The following is a 14,870-nucleotide window of genomic DNA, read 5'->3' as shown; positions in this document are numbered from 1 at the left end:
CTAGATGGAAGAAAGTATCAATCCAACCATCAATATTGGTCCTGTTACCTTTGATTTAACCTTGACAGCACTGACTTTGTTGTCTGTGGCACTTATTTTTGGCTTTATCTATTGGGCAAGTCGCAATATGACTGTAAAACCCAAAGGAAAGCAAAATGTACTCGAGTATCTCTATGACTTTGTTGTCGGATTTACAGAACCTAACGTAGGTTCACGGTACATGAAAGATTACTCACTCTTTTACTTGTGTTTATTTCTTTTTATGGTTATCGCAAATAATCTTGGTTTGATGGCGAAACTTCAAACTACAGATGGGACAAACCTTTGGACATCGCCAACAGCAAATCTCCAGTTTGACTTGGCCTTGTCATTCGGAATTATCCTGATGACCCATATTGAAGGAATTCGTCGTCGCGGTGTTAAAAAATATCTAAAAGGTTTTGTAACCCCAGGTTTCATGACACCGATGAATCTCCTTGAAGAAGTCACGAATTTCCTATCACTTGCTTTGCGGGTGTTCGGGAATATCTTTGCCGGAGAAGTGATGGCAAGCTTGCTTATTACTCTTTCTCATCAGGCTCTTTATTGGTATCCAGTCGCATTTGTTACCAATCTTGTCTGGACGGCATTTTCTGTGTTTATTTCCTGTGTTCAGGCCTATGTATTCACAGTCTTGTCTTCTATGTATCTAGGAAATAAAATTAATGATGAAGAGTAGAAAGGAGTAAATGATGCACGTAACAGTAGGTGAATTGATTGGTAACTTTATTTTAATTGCTGGCTCTTTTATCCTTTTGATCGTCTTAGTCAAAAAATTCGCATGGTCAAACTTGACAAGTGTCTTCGAAGAACGCGCTGAAAAGATTGCTGCTGATATTGATGGTGCTGAACAAGCTCGTCAAAAAGCAGAAACTCTTGCTCAAAAGCGTGAAGATGAATTAGCAGGTAGCCGAAGTGAAGCTAAAACTATCATCGAAAATGCTAAGGAGACAGCTGAAAAGAGCAAATCAGATATTCTGGCTGAAGCTAAGCTAGAAGCTGGCCGCTTGAAAGAAAAAGCTAACCAAGAAATTGCGCAAAACAAAGCTGAGGCTTTACAAAGCGTTAAAGGTGAGGTAGCAGATTTGACAGTTAGTCTAGCTGGAAAAATTATCTCACAAAACCTTGACGGTCATGCCCATAAAGAACTCATTGATCAGTATATCGATCAGCTAGGAGAAGCTTAATGGACAAAAAGACAGTAAAGGTAATTGAAAAATACAGCATGCCTTTTGTCCAATTGGTGATTGAAAAAGGAGAAGAAGATTCTATCTTCTCAGACTTGACCCAGATTAAGCAAGTCGCTGAAGAAACAGACTTGCCTTCTTTTTTGGCTCAGGTAGATGTTGATGAGTCTGACAAGGAAAAAACAGTCAGTTATTTCCAAGATTCTGCATCGCCATTATTACAAAACTTCATTCAAGTTCTGTTGTACAATCATCGATCAAATCTTTTTTATGATGTGATTGTAGATTGTTTAAACCGTCTTGAGAGAGAAACGAATCGTTTTGAAGTAACGATTATGTCTGCTCATCCTCTAACGGATGAACAAAAAGAACGTTTGCTTCCAATTATAGAGAAAAAGATGTCTTTAAAAGTGCGTAGCATTAAAGAAGAAATCGACGATAGTTTAATCGGTGGTTTTGTTATTATCGCCAATCACAAGACAATTGATGTTAGTATTAAACAACAACTTAAAGTTGTTAAGGAAAATTTGAAATAGAAAGTGGTGTTCTTTTGGCAATTAACGCACAAGAAATCAGCGCTTTAATTAAGCAACAAATTGAAAATTTCAAACCCAATTTTGATGTGACTGAAACTGGTGTTGTAACCTACATCGGGGACGGAATTGCGCGTGCTCATGGCCTAGAAAATGCCATGAGTGGAGAGTTGTTGATTTTTGAAAACGGCTCTTATGGTATGGCGCAAAACTTAGAATCAACTGATGTTGGTATTATTATCCTTGGAGACTTTACAGATATCCGCGAAGGCGATACTATTCGTCGTACAGGAAAAATCATGGAAGTTCCAGTTGGTGATAGCTTGATTGGACGTGTCGTGGATCCACTTGGTCGTCCAGTAGATGGACTTGGTCCAATCGACACAAACAAAACTCGTCCAGTTGAAGCACCAGCTCCTGGTGTTATGCAACGTAAATCAGTATCACAACCATTGCAAACTGGTTTGAAAGCTATTGATGCCCTTGTTCCAATCGGTCGTGGTCAACGTGAGTTGATTATCGGTGACCGTCAAACAGGGAAAACAACCATCGCTATCGATGCAATCTTGAACCAAAAAGGTCAAGATATGATTTGTATCTATGTAGCGATTGGTCAAAAAGAATCAACAGTTCGTACACAAGTAGAAACACTTCGTCAGTACGGAGCCTTGGATTACACAATCGTTGTGACAGCGTCAGCTTCACAACCTTCACCATTGCTCTTCCTTGCACCTTATGCAGGGGTTGCTATGGCCGAAGAATTTATGTACCAAGGTAAGCATGTCTTGATCGTTTATGATGACTTATCTAAACAAGCGGTAGCTTATCGTGAACTTTCTCTCTTGCTCCGTCGTCCACCAGGTCGTGAAGCCTTCCCAGGGGATGTCTTCTACCTTCATAGCCGTCTACTTGAACGTTCAGCTAAAGTTTCGGATGAATTGGGTGGAGGATCTATCACAGCCCTTCCGTTTATCGAGACACAAGCCGGAGATATCTCAGCATATATCGCTACAAACGTAATCTCTATTACAGATGGACAAATCTTCCTAAGTGATAGTCTCTTTAATGCAGGTATCCGTCCAGCTATTGATGCGGGTTCTTCCGTATCTCGTGTTGGTGGTTCTGCACAGATTAAGGCCATGAAGAAAGTTGCTGGTACACTCCGTATCGACCTTGCTTCATACCGTGAGTTGGAAGCCTTCACTAAATTTGGTTCTGACTTGGATGCGGCTACTCAGGCTAAATTGAACCGTGGTCGTCGTACTGTAGAAGTATTGAAACAACCTGTTCACAAACCATTACCTGTTGAGAAACAAGTTACTATTCTCTATGCTTTGACACATGGTTTCTTGGATACAATTCCTGTAGACGATATCGTTCGTTTCGAAGAAGAGTTCCATATGTTCTTTGATGCTCAACATCCTGAAATTTTGGAAACCATTCGTGAAACAAAAGACTTGCCAGATGAAGCAGTCTTGGATGCTGCGATTACTGAGTTTCTCAATCAATCAAGCTTCCAATAAGAATAGAGGTGTCAGATGGCAGTATCTCTAAATGATATTAAAACAAAAATCGCCTCAACAAAAAATACTAGTCAAATTACTAACGCGATGCAGATGGTTTCTGCAGCTAAGTTAGGTCGTTCTGAAGAAGCAGCTCGTAACTTCCAAGTGTATGCACAAAAAGTGCGTAAACTAGTTACAGACATCCTCCACGGAGATGGTGCAGGCGGATCAACTAACCCTATGTTGATCAGTCGCCCCGTCAAAAAAACAGGCTATATCGTCATTACATCTGACCGTGGTCTTGTTGGAGGATATAATTCTTCAATCTTAAAAGCTGTCATGGAACTTCAGCAAGAATACCATCCTTCAGGTGATGATTTTGAAGTCATCTGTATTGGTGGTATGGGAGCCGATTTCTTCAAATCACGTGGTATTCAACCTATCTATGAATTGCGTGGACTTGCAAGCCAACCAAGTTTTGATGAAGTTCGTAAGATTATCACAAAAACGATTGAAATGTATCAAAATGAACTTTTCGATGAGCTCTATGTTTGCTACAACCACCACGTGAATACACTGACAAGTCAAATGCGTGTAGAACAGATGCTTCCAATTGTGGACTTGGATCCAAATGAAGCAGATGATAACTATAGCTTGACCTTTGACCTCGAAACAAGTCGTGAAGAAATCTTGGATCAATTACTACCACAATTTGCTGAAAGTATGATTTATGGTGCTATTATTGATGCCAAGACAGCTGAAAATGCTGCAGGTATGACAGCCATGCAAACTGCGACTGATAATGCTAAAAAAGTGATTAATGATTTGACAATCCAGTATAACCGTGCCAGACAGGCGGCGATTACACAAGAAATCACAGAAATTGTGGCAGGAGCTAGTGCCTTAGAATAGGGTCTAGTCCAGCTCGTATGAAAATGAACTTATACTCAATGAAAATCAAAGAGCAAACTAGGAAGCTAGCCGTAGGCTGTACTTGAGTACGGTAAGGCGACGCTGACGTGGTTTGAATTTGATTTTCGAAGAGTATTAGGACCTAGCTGAGCTAGGAACCGATAGTATCTTATATAGAATAGGAGAAGGAGATGAGTTCAGGTAAAATTGCTCAGGTTATCGGACCCGTTGTAGACGTTTTGTTTGCAGCAGGGGAAAAACTTCCTGAGATTAACAATGCACTTGTCGTCTACAAAAATGACGAAAAGAAAACAAAAATCGTCCTTGAAGTAGCCTTAGAGTTGGGGGATGGTATGATTCGTACCATCGCCATGGAATCAACAGATGGTTTGACTCGTGGAATGGAAGTATTGGACACAGGTCGTCCAATCTCTGTACCAGTAGGTAAAGAAACCTTGGGACGTGTCTTCAACGTTTTGGGAGATACCATTGACTTGGAAGCTCCTTTTGGAGAAGACGCAGAACGCCAACCAATTCATAAAAAAGCACCTACTTTTGATGAGTTGTCTACCTCTTCAGAAATCCTCGAAACAGGGATTAAGGTTATCGACCTTCTTGCCCCTTATCTTAAAGGTGGTAAAGTCGGACTCTTCGGTGGTGCCGGAGTCGGTAAAACTGTCTTGATCCAAGAATTGATTCACAATATTGCCCAAGAACACGGTGGTATCTCAGTATTTACAGGTGTTGGGGAACGTACTCGTGAAGGAAATGACCTCTACTGGGAAATGAAAGAATCAGGCGTTATCGAGAAAACAGCCATGGTATTTGGTCAGATGAATGAACCACCAGGAGCACGTATGCGTGTTGCCCTTACTGGTTTGACAATCGCTGAATACTTCCGTGATGTAGAAGGCCAAGACGTTCTTCTCTTTATTGACAACATTTTCCGTTTCACACAAGCTGGTTCAGAAGTATCTGCCCTTTTGGGTCGTATGCCATCAGCCGTTGGTTACCAACCAACCCTCGCAACAGAAATGGGTCAATTGCAAGAACGTATCACTTCAACTAAGAAAGGTTCTGTAACCTCTATCCAGGCTATCTACGTGCCAGCGGATGACTATACTGACCCAGCGCCAGCAACAGCTTTCGCTCACTTGGATTCTACAACCAACTTGGAACGTAAATTGGTTCAATTAGGTATCTACCCAGCCGTTGATCCACTTGCTTCAAGCTCTCGTGCTTTGGCACCTGAAATTGTTGGAGAAGAGCACTACGCAGTTGCGGCTGAGGTTAAACGTGTTCTTCAACGTTACCATGAATTGCAAGATATCATTGCCATCCTTGGTATGGATGAACTTTCTGATGAAGAAAAGACTTTGGTTGCTCGTGCCCGTCGTATTCAGTTTTTCCTTTCACAAAACTTCAACGTTGCGGAACAATTTACTGGTCAACCAGGTTCTTATGTTCCAGTAGCGGAAACAGTTCGTGGATTTAAGGAAATTCTTGACGGAAAACACGATCATCTCCCAGAAGATGCCTTCCGTGGGGTAGGTTCAATCGAAGATGTTATTGCTAAGGCTGAAAAAATGGGATTTTAAGAGGTGACCTATGGCTCAGTTAACTGTCCAGATCGTGACACCAGATGGCCTCGTCTATGATCACCATGCCAGCTTTGTATCGGTTCGAACTCTGGATGGTGAGATGGGGATCTTGCCACGACATCAAAATATGATTGCGGTATTAGCAGTTGATGAAGTTAAAGTTAAACGAGTTGATGATGATTCTCATGTAAACTGGATAGCAGTAAACGGAGGAATCATTGAGATTGCTAATGATGTCATTACCATTATTGCAGACTCAGCTGAGCGTGCTCGTGATATCGATATTAGCCGTGCAGAACGTGCCAAACTTCGTGCAGAACGTGAAATCGAAGAAGCACAAGACAAACACTTGATTGACCAAGAGCGTCGTGCTAAGATTGCATTACAACGTGCTATTAACCGAATCAATGTCGGAAATAAACTATAAAAAAATGAACTTGATTTGAGAATCAAGTTCATTTTTTTATGTTTAAAATGTAACGCAAACCGCTTCGGGAACGTGGAAATCATTGGAAAGTTCTGCAAGACGACCAGTATCTGAATTACGTTTAAAGACAGTTGCATTATCAGAATCCTGGTGAACAGCGATGAGGAATTCTTGGTCTGGTGAGAGAATAAAGTCACGAGGAGTTTTCCCGTTTGTAGGAACGAATTCCAACAATTCTAAACTACCATCAGCTAGAATAGTGTAAACTACAATAGAATCATGACCACGGTTTGATGCGTACAGATATTTTCCATCTTGTGAGAGACGAATAGCAGCAGTTCCATTAAAGCCATTAAATCCTTCAGGAAGAGTAGAAATCACTTGCATTTTTTCAAATGCACCAACACCATCATAAATCAATACTTCAATTGTACTATTGAGTTCACAGATGAGATAAGCAATCTTGTAGTGGTTGTGAAAAACAAGGTGACGTGCCCCAGCACCAGGACTACAATTGTAGGTAGTTAGCTTATTTAGTTTTCCTTCTGGATTGACATCATAAGTAGTAACCTCATCAGTACCTAAGTCGCAAGTGACTAAATACTGATCTGGTGTTAAATCTGTAAAGTGTACATGTGGAGAAGCTTGATTTTCATGAGGACCATGACCGCTATGCTGAACTGTATCAGCCAATTCTAAACTACCATCTTCTTTACGTTTATAGACCAAAACTTGTCCCTTGTGATAGTTTGCACCATATACTAGGCCACGTTTCTCATCAACTGCAACATAACAGTGAGGAGCGCCTTCTGTCACAACATGGTTTAGCAAAGTACCATCAGTTTGATAGGCAGCAATTCCACCTTGACCATCTTTGCTACCGACAGTGTAGAGGTGATTTTCTTGATCAAATGCAAGATAGGTAGGACTTGGCTCAGCTGCAAATAGTTTAAGATTGGATAGTTGCCCAGTTTCTGTATCAAAATCAGCTTGATAGATCCCTTGGGATAAACGACGTGTGTAAGTTCCGAAATAAATTGTTTCAATCATAGCTATACCTCTAAATAAAGATGTTTCTATTATATCATAAATTGGGAGACCTGAAGAAAATAGTGAAAAAAGTATGAAACATCTAAGTATAAAATTAGTAAAATGCAAGGTCGCTTTGTTAAAGTTCTCAATCATCACCTCAACACTTTAAAAACAGTTTATTCCCTATAAAAATGGTATAATGAAAAGACAAAGGAAAGGAAGTATATATGGAACAAAAAGAGAAACATTTTAATTTATCTTGGTTTTTTAAATGGTTTTTAGATAATAAGGCTGTTACTGTATTTTTGGTAGCCTTGTTACTAGGTCTCAATATTTTTATTTTAAGTAAGATTAGTTTTTTATTTATCCCTGTCGTTGATTTTTTATCAGTGGTCATGTTACCTGTTATTTTATCAGGATTGCTTTTTTATCTCTTAAACCCACTGGTGGATTTGATGGAGAAGTACAAGATAAATCGTGTCTTAGCCATTAGTATTATCTTTGTCATTATTGCTATACTTCTGATTATTGGTTTGGCTGTCGCGATTCCAAATCTTCAACGTCAAGTAGTTATTTTTGCGCAAAATGTACCAAATTATCTCGAAGATGCTGATAGAGTTATTGATGATCTTGTAACTAAGCGTTTGCCAGATGACTTTAGACCTCAACTGGAACAGGTTCTGGCTCAGTTTTCAACACAAGCAACTGCTTGGGCTAGTAATATATCTTCTAAGGCTGTGAACTGGGTGAGTGCTATTATCAGTGGAACGTCTCAAGTCATTGTCGCTCTAATTATCATGCCGTTTATGCTCTTTTATCTCCTTAGAGATGGAAAAGGCTTGAGAAATCATATCACTCAATTCTTACCAAATAAATTGAGAGAACCAGTAGGTAAGGTTCTAACGGATGTGAACCAACAACTTTCTAACTATGTTAGAGGACAAATTACTGTTGCTATTATCGTGGCAATTATGTTTATCATCTTCTTTAAAATTATTGGTTTGAGATATGCGGTGACTCTTGGTATTACTGCTGGGGTCTTAAATCTTATCCCTTATCTTGGAAGTTTCCTTGCTATGATACCAGCTCTGGTCTTAGGGTTAATTGCTGGACCAGTTATGCTCTTGAAAGTTATTATCGTTTTTATCGTAGAGCAGACAATTGAAGGTCGTTTTGTGTCTCCATTGATTTTAGGTAGTCAACTAAACATCCATCCAATCACTATTCTATTCGTTTTGTTGACGTCTGGTTCTATGTTTGGTGTTTGGGGAGTCCTATTGGGAATTCCTGTTTATGCTTCAGCCAAAGTTGTTATTTCAGCTATTTTTGAATGGTATAAAAAAGTTAGTGGTCTGTATGAGTTAGAAGAGGAGGTTGAAGGTGAGCAATAGTCAAGAAATGCTTGAAGCTTTGGATCAGCAAGATTTAACAAGAGCTGATTACTATTTTCAAAAAGCATTGGTAGAAGACTCTGATGATCTTCTTCTGGAACTGGCTTATTATCTAGAAAGTATTGGTTTTTATCCACAAGCTCGTCAAATCTATGAAAAACTAGCTCCAATATTTCCAGAAGTAAATCTCAATCTAGCTAGTATCGCAAGTGAAGACGGACAAATTGAAGAAGCATTTGCCTATCTAGAAGAAATTCAACCCAATAGCGATTCTTATGTATCTGCTCTTGTTTTAAAGGCTGATTTCTATCAAATGGAAGGATTGACGGATGTAGCTCGCGACAAGCTATTAGAAGCTCTTAATTACTCTGATGATCCTTTATTGATTTTTGGGCTAGCAGAGATAGATAGTGAACTTGGAAATGATTTAGAAGCGATTAAGGGCTATGCTCAACTGGATAATCGTGAAATATATGAGCAGACAGGGATTTCGACCTATCAACGAATTGGAGCTGCCTATGCTCGACTTGGAAAGTTTGAATCAGCCATAGAGTTTTTAGAAAAAGCTTTAGAGTTAGATTATGAAGATCAGACTGCATTTGAATTAGCAAGTCTTTACTTTGATCAAGAGGAATATCACAAGGCAGTTTTATATTTTAAACAGCTGGATACTATTTCTCCAGATTTTGAAGGGTATGAGTATGGTTATAGTCAGTCTCTACATAAGGAACACCAGACTGAGCAAGCCTTACTGATAGCTCAACAAGGTTTGGAAAAAAATCCATTCGAAACACGTTTATTACTCCTTGCTTCACAATTATCTTACGAATTGCATCAACCTGAGCAGGCGGAAGCTTATCTTCTTCAAGCTCAAGAAGATGCGGAAGACCAAGAGGAAATCCTCTTGCGACTAGCAACCATATATCAAGAACAGGAACGTTACGAAGATATTTTAGCTTTAGAAGTTTATGAGCCAGAAAATCTCTTAACTAAATGGATGATAGCAAGGAGCTATCAAGAAACTGAAGATTTGGATGTGGCATTTGAATCTTATCAGGAATTGCTTCCAGAATTAAAGGGAAATCCAGAGTTTTTGGAGCAATATATTTTTCTCTTGCGTGAGCTTGGGAAATTTGAAGAAGCTAAAGTCCAGATTCAAAGTTATCTCAAGTTAGTTCCTGATGATATACAGATGCAGGATTTATATGAACGTTTATGATAAATGAACAGTAGTCGTCTTAGCAGGCGACTATTTTTATAAAAATAAAGATTTAAAAATCTATAAATTACATCATAAAAATGAATAGATACAGTATGAATTTTTAGCTTTTTTTTGATATAATTGTTATAGTTAAATTGAAAAACTCACTCAAAAAGTGAAACATAGAAAGATTTGAATTATGACACAAGTAAAAATCGTAACAGATTCTTCTGTTACCATTGAACCAGAAGTGGTCAAAGAATTAAATATTACCGTCGTTCCGCTCTCTGTAATGATTGATAGTGTTCTTTATTCGGATGCTGATCTTGAAGAAGGGGAATTTCTTCGCTTGATGAAAGAGAGTAAAAATCTGCCTAAAACAAGTCAACCTCCTGTTGGACTCTTTGCTGAGATCTTTGATGAGTTGAGTAAAGACGGTAGTCAAATTTTAGCCATTCATATGTCTCATGCCTTATCAGGAACTGTCGAAGCAGCTCGTCAGGGTGCAAGTTTGTCAACAGCTAATGTGACTGTATTGGATAGTTCCTTTACAGATCAAGCCCTAAAATTTCAAGTAGTTGAAGCAGCTAAGTTAGCTCAAGAAGGACAAGACATTGAGACAATTGTGGCTCATGTTGAAGAAGTAAAGAAGAACACAGAGCTCTATATTGGTGTTTCTACCTTGGAAAACCTTGTTAAAGGTGGTCGTATTGGTCGAGTGACAGGTCTTTTAAGCTCTCTATTAAATATCCGCGTAGTTATGCAGATGAAAGATGATGAATTGCAACCAATCGTTAAAGGACGTGGAGCTAAAACCTTTAAGAAGTGGTTGGATGAACTTGTTTCAAAACTGTCAGAGCGTTCTGTTGCAGAAATTGGTATTTCCTATTCTGGAACTCGGGACTGGGCAGAAGAGATGAAAGAAATCTTACAACCATTCGTTGAAAAACCAATCTCTGTACTTGAAACAGGTTCTATTATTCAGACCCATACAGGTGAAAATGCTTGGGCTATTTTGGTCAGATACGAGTCCTAAAAAAATAAAGAAAATAGCAAGAAATAGCGTTTTTGACTTGACCTACAAGAGAATTTAGGATATGATTGTAATTGTTAATTAGAAAATATTTGGAGGAATTATTAACATGGCAAACAAACAAGATTTGATCGCTAAAGTAGCAGAAGCTACAGAATTGACAAAGAAAGACTCAGCAGCAGCAGTTGATGCTGTATTTGCAGCAGTAGCTGATTACCTTGCAGCTGGTGAAAAAGTTCAATTGATCGGTTTTGGTAATTTCGAAGTTCGTGAGCGTGCAGCACGTAAAGGTCGCAACCCACAAACTGGTAAAGAAATCACTATCGCAGCTTCAAAAGTTCCAGCATTCAAAGCTGGTAAAGCTCTTAAAGACGCTGTTAAATAATGAATTTAGAAAAAGCCTATTGTATCAAGCTTTCTAGCTTGGTCAATAGGCTTTTTTTGTAGTTTTGGGGCAAAAAAGGGGCAGGAAAGAACAGTATTTTTTATACCAGTCATAGATTTTAAGCTCTACTATCGGCAAGAATAGTGAGGCTGAGAAGCCTATCTTAAGTTAGGCTTGCAAAGAAAAGATTTAGACCACCATCCATACAATTGGCACTAAATAGATAGCAAACAATGATGGTGAGAAGAGTTTTCTTTCAAGCACTGAGCCCTTTATAGAATTTCTTGACAGAGTTATTGAAAGGGATTACAATTATATAAAAGAAGTTAGGAGGAAAGGAAGATGATTATTTCAACTACGGGAATTGAAGGCAAGAAAATCCTAGCCTACAAAGGAATCGTCTTTGGTGAAGTGGTTGCTGGCGTTAATATGTTCAAAGATATGGCTGCTGGCTTCCGTAATGTTTTTGGAGGACGAGCTAGTAGTTATGAAGGAGAATTGACTCAAGCAAGAGAAGAAGCTCTAGCAGAAATGATGGAGCGTGCAAGTGAACGTGGAGCAAATGCTATTATAGGTATAAAAATGGACTATGAAACTTTAGGTGCTGAAAATGGTATGCTAATGGTCACTTGTAGTGGTACAGCAGTTGTGGTTGACTCCTAATTTGAAGAAACAAAAAAAGAACAGTCGGAACTGTTCTTTTTATGATTATTTGAGACCGTATTTTTTGTTGAAACGATCCACGCGTCCATCTGCTTGAGTGAACTTTTGACGTCCAGTGTAGAATGGGTGTGAGTCTGATGAAATTTCCACACGGATCAATGGGTAAGTTTCGCCTTCGAACTCAACAGTTTCGTTAGAGCGTTTTGTTGAACCGCTAAGGAATTGGTAACCAGTAGTTGTGTCCATGAAGACAACTGGGCGATATTCTGGATGGATATCTTTTTTCATTTTGCAATATTTCCTTTCTGCCATGGTCTCTTTGCGAGCCATAGATTGTTACCATACTAGTCTATCAGATTCTGATAAATTTGGCAAGCTTTTTATCTATTTTTTCAGTAAGTTTTTTAATTTTTGATAGATGACTTCATTTTCCTCTAGGCTATAGGAGTTAGCACCACTTGCAAGTGGGTGACCTCCACCATCATGTTCTTTTGCAACACCATTGATTGGAACGAATTTACTGCGAAGTCGAACGCGATAGTGGCCATCTGCTTGTTCCACAAATATTCCCCAAAGATTAACTGTATCGATACGGCCTGGAGCTCCAACAATGGCTGCTGTTTCAGAATCTGTTACTTGATATGTTTTTAGAATTTCTTGAGTCAGTATGACACGTGCGACACCATTTTCATCAACTTCTAGGTGATCATAGACATAACCTTGAAGTTTAGCGATTTTAAAGCTCATGGTATCCATTTTACGTGTTAATTCAGTATAGTCAAAGTTATGTTCTCTAAGTTGACTTGCTATACGAAGAGTACGAGCAGAAGTAGAAGGATAAAGGAAACGGCCTGTATCGCCAATAATTCCAGCACAGAGCATTTTAGCAGCGTAGTCAGATAATTCTAGGTTAGTTGCTTCAGCAAAGAGAGCAATCATCTCACTGGCACTGCTAGAGTTGGTATCTACCCAAACAAGATCTCCATAGACTTCGTCATTTGGATGGTGATCAATTTTAATAATGGTTTCAGCATTAGTATAACGTTTATCATCGATACGAGCGGTATTTGCAGTATCACAGATGATAGCAAGCGTACCTTGATAATCCTTGTCTTCTACCTGATCCATCTTTGTAAGCCATGTTAGGGTTGGCTCATCATAACCAACTACCTTGATATTTTTTTCTGGGAAATGGTGTTCCAGAAGTGCTTTTAGTCCAACCTGACTTCCTAAGGCATCAGGATCTGGTTTCATGTGACGGTGAATGATGATGGTATCGTATGCTTTAATTTTCTCTAAAATTTGGTGGCAAATTTCCATAAATAACCTCTATTCTTTCTCATTTCATTGTAGCATAAGAGTTTTTATTTTTAAAATGAAAAAGATGTGATATAATGGAGAAAGATAAATAGAGGAGGACGATATGGCATTAGCAAAAATTGTATTTGCCAGTATGACCGGTAATACCGAAGAAATTGCAGATATTGTAGCAGATAAATTGCGTGAGTTGGGCTTAGAGGTGGATGTTGATGAGTGTACAACTGTTGACGCATCTGACTTTCTTGAAGCAGATATCGCAATCGTTGCAACCTATACTTACGGTGATGGAGAGTTACCAGATGAGATGATGGACTTCTACGAAGACCTAGCAGATCTTAACTTGAGTGGCAAAATCTACGGTGTGGTAGGATCAGGCGATACTTTCTACGATGAGTTCTGTAAGGCTGTTGATGACTTTGATCGTGTATTTGTAGCAACAGGAGCTGAAAAGGGATCAGAGTGTGTCAAAGTGGATCTCTCTGCAGAAGAAGAAGATATCGAACGCTTGGAACAATTTGCAGAAGAATTGGCTGCTAAAGTAGGATAAGCATGAAGTTGCACTGATGAAAGTTGTCAGTGCAGTTTTTGTTAGTTGTCCCTAGGAATGAACTAGCCCATTTAGAAGCTTTTTATAAATTGATTCAAATTATGAAGGAGGATCTATGGATTTAGATATTATTAGACAAGAAATCGATCAAATTGATGACCAAATCGTAAAACTCTTAGAAGAAAGAATGCATCTAGTTGAGGGTGTAGTGACTTATAAAAAAGCTTCAGGAAAAGCTATTCTAGATACTAAAAGAGAAGAAGCTATCTTTGAGAAGGTCAGAAGTCATGTCAGCAATAAAAAATACGAAGAGACAATCGTTGAGACTTTTTTTGATATTCTCAAACGTTCGCGCGATTATCAGGATAAAAACATCAAATGAAAAAAGAACAATTTTACCCATTAGGAATCTTTCTAGCTGCCATGCTAGGAGGACTTGTCCGATATCAGATTTCGAGATGGTTGCCAGCCAGTCCAGATTTTCCATGGGGGACGCTTCTTGTCAACTATCTAGGGATTTTTTGCTTAGTCTATCTTGTCAAAGGTTATTTGGTTTATAAGGGAAGCAGTAAAGGTGTCATTTTAGCGCTTGGAACTGGCTTCTGTGGAGGATTAACGACTTTTTCAAGCCTCATGTTAGATGGCGTGAAATTGCTGGATACAGGTTCTTACCTAAGTCTAGTAATCTATCTAGTTCTGAGCATTGGTGGTGGACTTTTATTGGCTTATTGTTTAGGGAGGAAGAAATGGTAGTATTATATCTAGCGCTTGCTTGTGGACTAGGTGCCCTTGTGCGTTATTTCTTTTCACGTTATAATCAGGGTTCAGTACTGCCTCTAGGAACTCTCATAGCTAATCTACTTGGCTGTTTTTTGATCGGCTTATTTTACAATCATGTGGAGTCTAAAGAAGTCTATCTTATCCTTGCCACAGGATTTTGTGGAGGTCTAACCACTTTTTCAACCTTGAATGATGAACTCCAAAGACTGTTGAGCGATAAAAAAGAATTTTTCAGCTATTTTCTCTTGACTTACTTGGGTGGTTTAGTAGCGATTTTTTTAGGAATTTTACTGTAAATTGCTTTACTTTTGTTA

General features: G+C 38.9%; 19 protein-coding genes. 16 read left to right on the top strand and 3 right to left on the bottom strand.

Features of this window, described 5'->3' with window-relative positions:
* Window positions 1-4 precede the first annotated feature (4 nt).
* The 7 genes from atpB to O3658_RS02245 all read left to right on the top strand — a co-directional run bounded on the left by atpB (window position 5) and on the right by O3658_RS02245 (window position 6,204).
* Complete coding sequence (gene atpB / locus O3658_RS02275; protein WP_000392856.1) at window positions 5-718, top strand: F0F1 ATP synthase subunit A; 714 nt, start codon at window positions 5-7, stop codon at window positions 716-718.
* A gap of 13 nt (window positions 719-731) precedes the next feature.
* Window positions 732-1,226, top strand: a complete 495-nt coding sequence (gene atpF, locus O3658_RS02270) for a F0F1 ATP synthase subunit B (protein ID WP_315638980.1) — start codon at window positions 732-734, stop codon at window positions 1,224-1,226.
* Window positions 1,226-1,762 (top strand): F0F1 ATP synthase subunit delta, encoded by a 537-nt coding sequence (locus O3658_RS02265; RefSeq protein WP_049549329.1) that lies wholly within the window; start codon window positions 1,226-1,228, stop codon window positions 1,760-1,762. The genes atpF and O3658_RS02265 overlap by 1 nt, the downstream gene beginning before the upstream one ends.
* A 14-nt stretch (window positions 1,763-1,776) precedes the next feature.
* Window positions 1,777-3,282 carry a F0F1 ATP synthase subunit alpha gene (gene atpA, locus O3658_RS02260; protein ID WP_049503616.1) on the top strand — a complete coding sequence of 502 codons (1,506 nt, stop codon included), beginning with the start codon at window positions 1,777-1,779 and terminating at the stop codon, window positions 3,280-3,282.
* Between the two features lie 15 nt (window positions 3,283-3,297).
* Window positions 3,298-4,176: a F0F1 ATP synthase subunit gamma gene (locus O3658_RS02255; protein WP_000301236.1), complete on the top strand. Its 879-nt coding sequence runs from the start codon at window positions 3,298-3,300 to the stop codon at window positions 4,174-4,176.
* A 191-nt stretch (window positions 4,177-4,367) separates the two neighbouring features.
* Complete coding sequence (gene atpD, locus O3658_RS02250; protein ID WP_000094353.1) at window positions 4,368-5,774, top strand: F0F1 ATP synthase subunit beta; 1,407 nt, start codon at window positions 4,368-4,370, stop codon at window positions 5,772-5,774.
* A 10-nt stretch (window positions 5,775-5,784) separates the two neighbouring features.
* A complete protein-coding gene (locus tag O3658_RS02245) occupies window positions 5,785-6,204 on the top strand; it encodes a F0F1 ATP synthase subunit epsilon (protein ID WP_000068038.1) in 420 nt (139 codons plus the stop codon).
* 42 nt (window positions 6,205-6,246) lie between these two features.
* Here the strand turns inward: O3658_RS02245 and O3658_RS02240 are convergent, their stop codons facing one another.
* Complete coding sequence (locus O3658_RS02240; RefSeq protein WP_371559119.1) at window positions 6,247-7,254, bottom strand: lactonase family protein; 1,008 nt, start codon at window positions 7,252-7,254, stop codon at window positions 6,247-6,249.
* Window positions 7,255-7,463: 209 nt separating this feature from the next.
* On the opposite strand from O3658_RS02240, the gene O3658_RS02235 reads away from it, so the two are divergent.
* From O3658_RS02235 to O3658_RS02215, 5 genes are all read left to right on the top strand, one after another.
* Window positions 7,464-8,627: an AI-2E family transporter gene (locus O3658_RS02235; protein ID WP_281334925.1), complete on the top strand. Its 1,164-nt coding sequence runs from the start codon at window positions 7,464-7,466 to the stop codon at window positions 8,625-8,627.
* Entirely contained in the window at window positions 8,617-9,846 is a 1,230-nt protein-coding gene (locus tag O3658_RS02230) for a tetratricopeptide repeat protein (RefSeq protein WP_371559118.1), read from the top strand. The genes O3658_RS02235 and O3658_RS02230 overlap by 11 nt, the downstream gene beginning before the upstream one ends.
* Window positions 9,847-10,027: 181 nt before the next feature.
* Window positions 10,028-10,864, top strand: coding sequence for a DegV family protein (locus tag O3658_RS02225; RefSeq protein ID WP_049509469.1), 837 nt, complete (start codon window positions 10,028-10,030; stop codon window positions 10,862-10,864).
* A gap of 106 nt (window positions 10,865-10,970) precedes the next feature.
* On the top strand, window positions 10,971-11,246 hold the full coding sequence (locus O3658_RS02220; RefSeq protein ID WP_001284633.1) for an HU family DNA-binding protein: 276 nt from the start codon (window positions 10,971-10,973) through the stop codon (window positions 11,244-11,246).
* Window positions 11,247-11,588: 342 nt separating this feature from the next.
* Window positions 11,589-11,909 (top strand): heavy metal-binding domain-containing protein, encoded by a 321-nt coding sequence (locus O3658_RS02215; protein WP_371559117.1) that lies wholly within the window; start codon window positions 11,589-11,591, stop codon window positions 11,907-11,909.
* A 45-nt stretch (window positions 11,910-11,954) separates the two neighbouring features.
* Here O3658_RS02215 and O3658_RS02210 read toward each other — a convergent pair whose 3' ends face one another.
* Window positions 11,955-12,197 (bottom strand): type B 50S ribosomal protein L31, encoded by a 243-nt coding sequence (locus O3658_RS02210; protein ID WP_000710764.1) that lies wholly within the window; start codon window positions 12,195-12,197, stop codon window positions 11,955-11,957.
* Between the two features lie 96 nt (window positions 12,198-12,293).
* Window positions 12,294-13,229, bottom strand: coding sequence for a bifunctional oligoribonuclease/PAP phosphatase NrnA (locus tag O3658_RS02205; RefSeq protein ID WP_371559116.1), 936 nt, complete (start codon window positions 13,227-13,229; stop codon window positions 12,294-12,296).
* 103 nt (window positions 13,230-13,332) lie between these two features.
* Between O3658_RS02205 and O3658_RS02200 the strand changes: the two genes are divergently transcribed.
* From O3658_RS02200 to crcB (O3658_RS02185), 4 genes are all read left to right on the top strand, one after another.
* The gene (locus tag O3658_RS02200; protein ID WP_001162134.1) at window positions 13,333-13,776 is read left to right on the top strand and encodes a flavodoxin; all 444 of its coding nucleotides are present in this window, start codon (window positions 13,333-13,335) and stop codon (window positions 13,774-13,776) included.
* A gap of 115 nt (window positions 13,777-13,891) precedes the next feature.
* Window positions 13,892-14,158, top strand: a complete 267-nt coding sequence (locus O3658_RS02195; protein ID WP_371559115.1) for a chorismate mutase — start codon at window positions 13,892-13,894, stop codon at window positions 14,156-14,158.
* Window positions 14,155-14,529 carry a fluoride efflux transporter CrcB gene (crcB, locus tag O3658_RS02190; RefSeq protein ID WP_320692122.1) on the top strand — a complete coding sequence of 125 codons (375 nt, stop codon included), beginning with the start codon at window positions 14,155-14,157 and terminating at the stop codon, window positions 14,527-14,529. The genes O3658_RS02195 and crcB (O3658_RS02190) overlap by 4 nt, the downstream gene beginning before the upstream one ends.
* The gene (crcB, locus tag O3658_RS02185) at window positions 14,523-14,852 is read left to right on the top strand and encodes a fluoride efflux transporter CrcB (RefSeq protein ID WP_371559114.1); all 330 of its coding nucleotides are present in this window, start codon (window positions 14,523-14,525) and stop codon (window positions 14,850-14,852) included. Before crcB (O3658_RS02190) ends, crcB (O3658_RS02185) begins: the two co-directional genes overlap by 7 nt.
* Window positions 14,853-14,870: the final 18 nt, after the last annotated feature.

Origin of the sequence: Streptococcus sp. 27098_8_69 (genome assembly GCF_041432445.1) — a bacterium.
Taxonomy (GTDB): domain Bacteria; phylum Bacillota; class Bacilli; order Lactobacillales; family Streptococcaceae; genus Streptococcus.
Note: the sequence above shows the minus strand (reverse complement) of the source record. Positions and strands in the feature narration are given on the sequence as shown.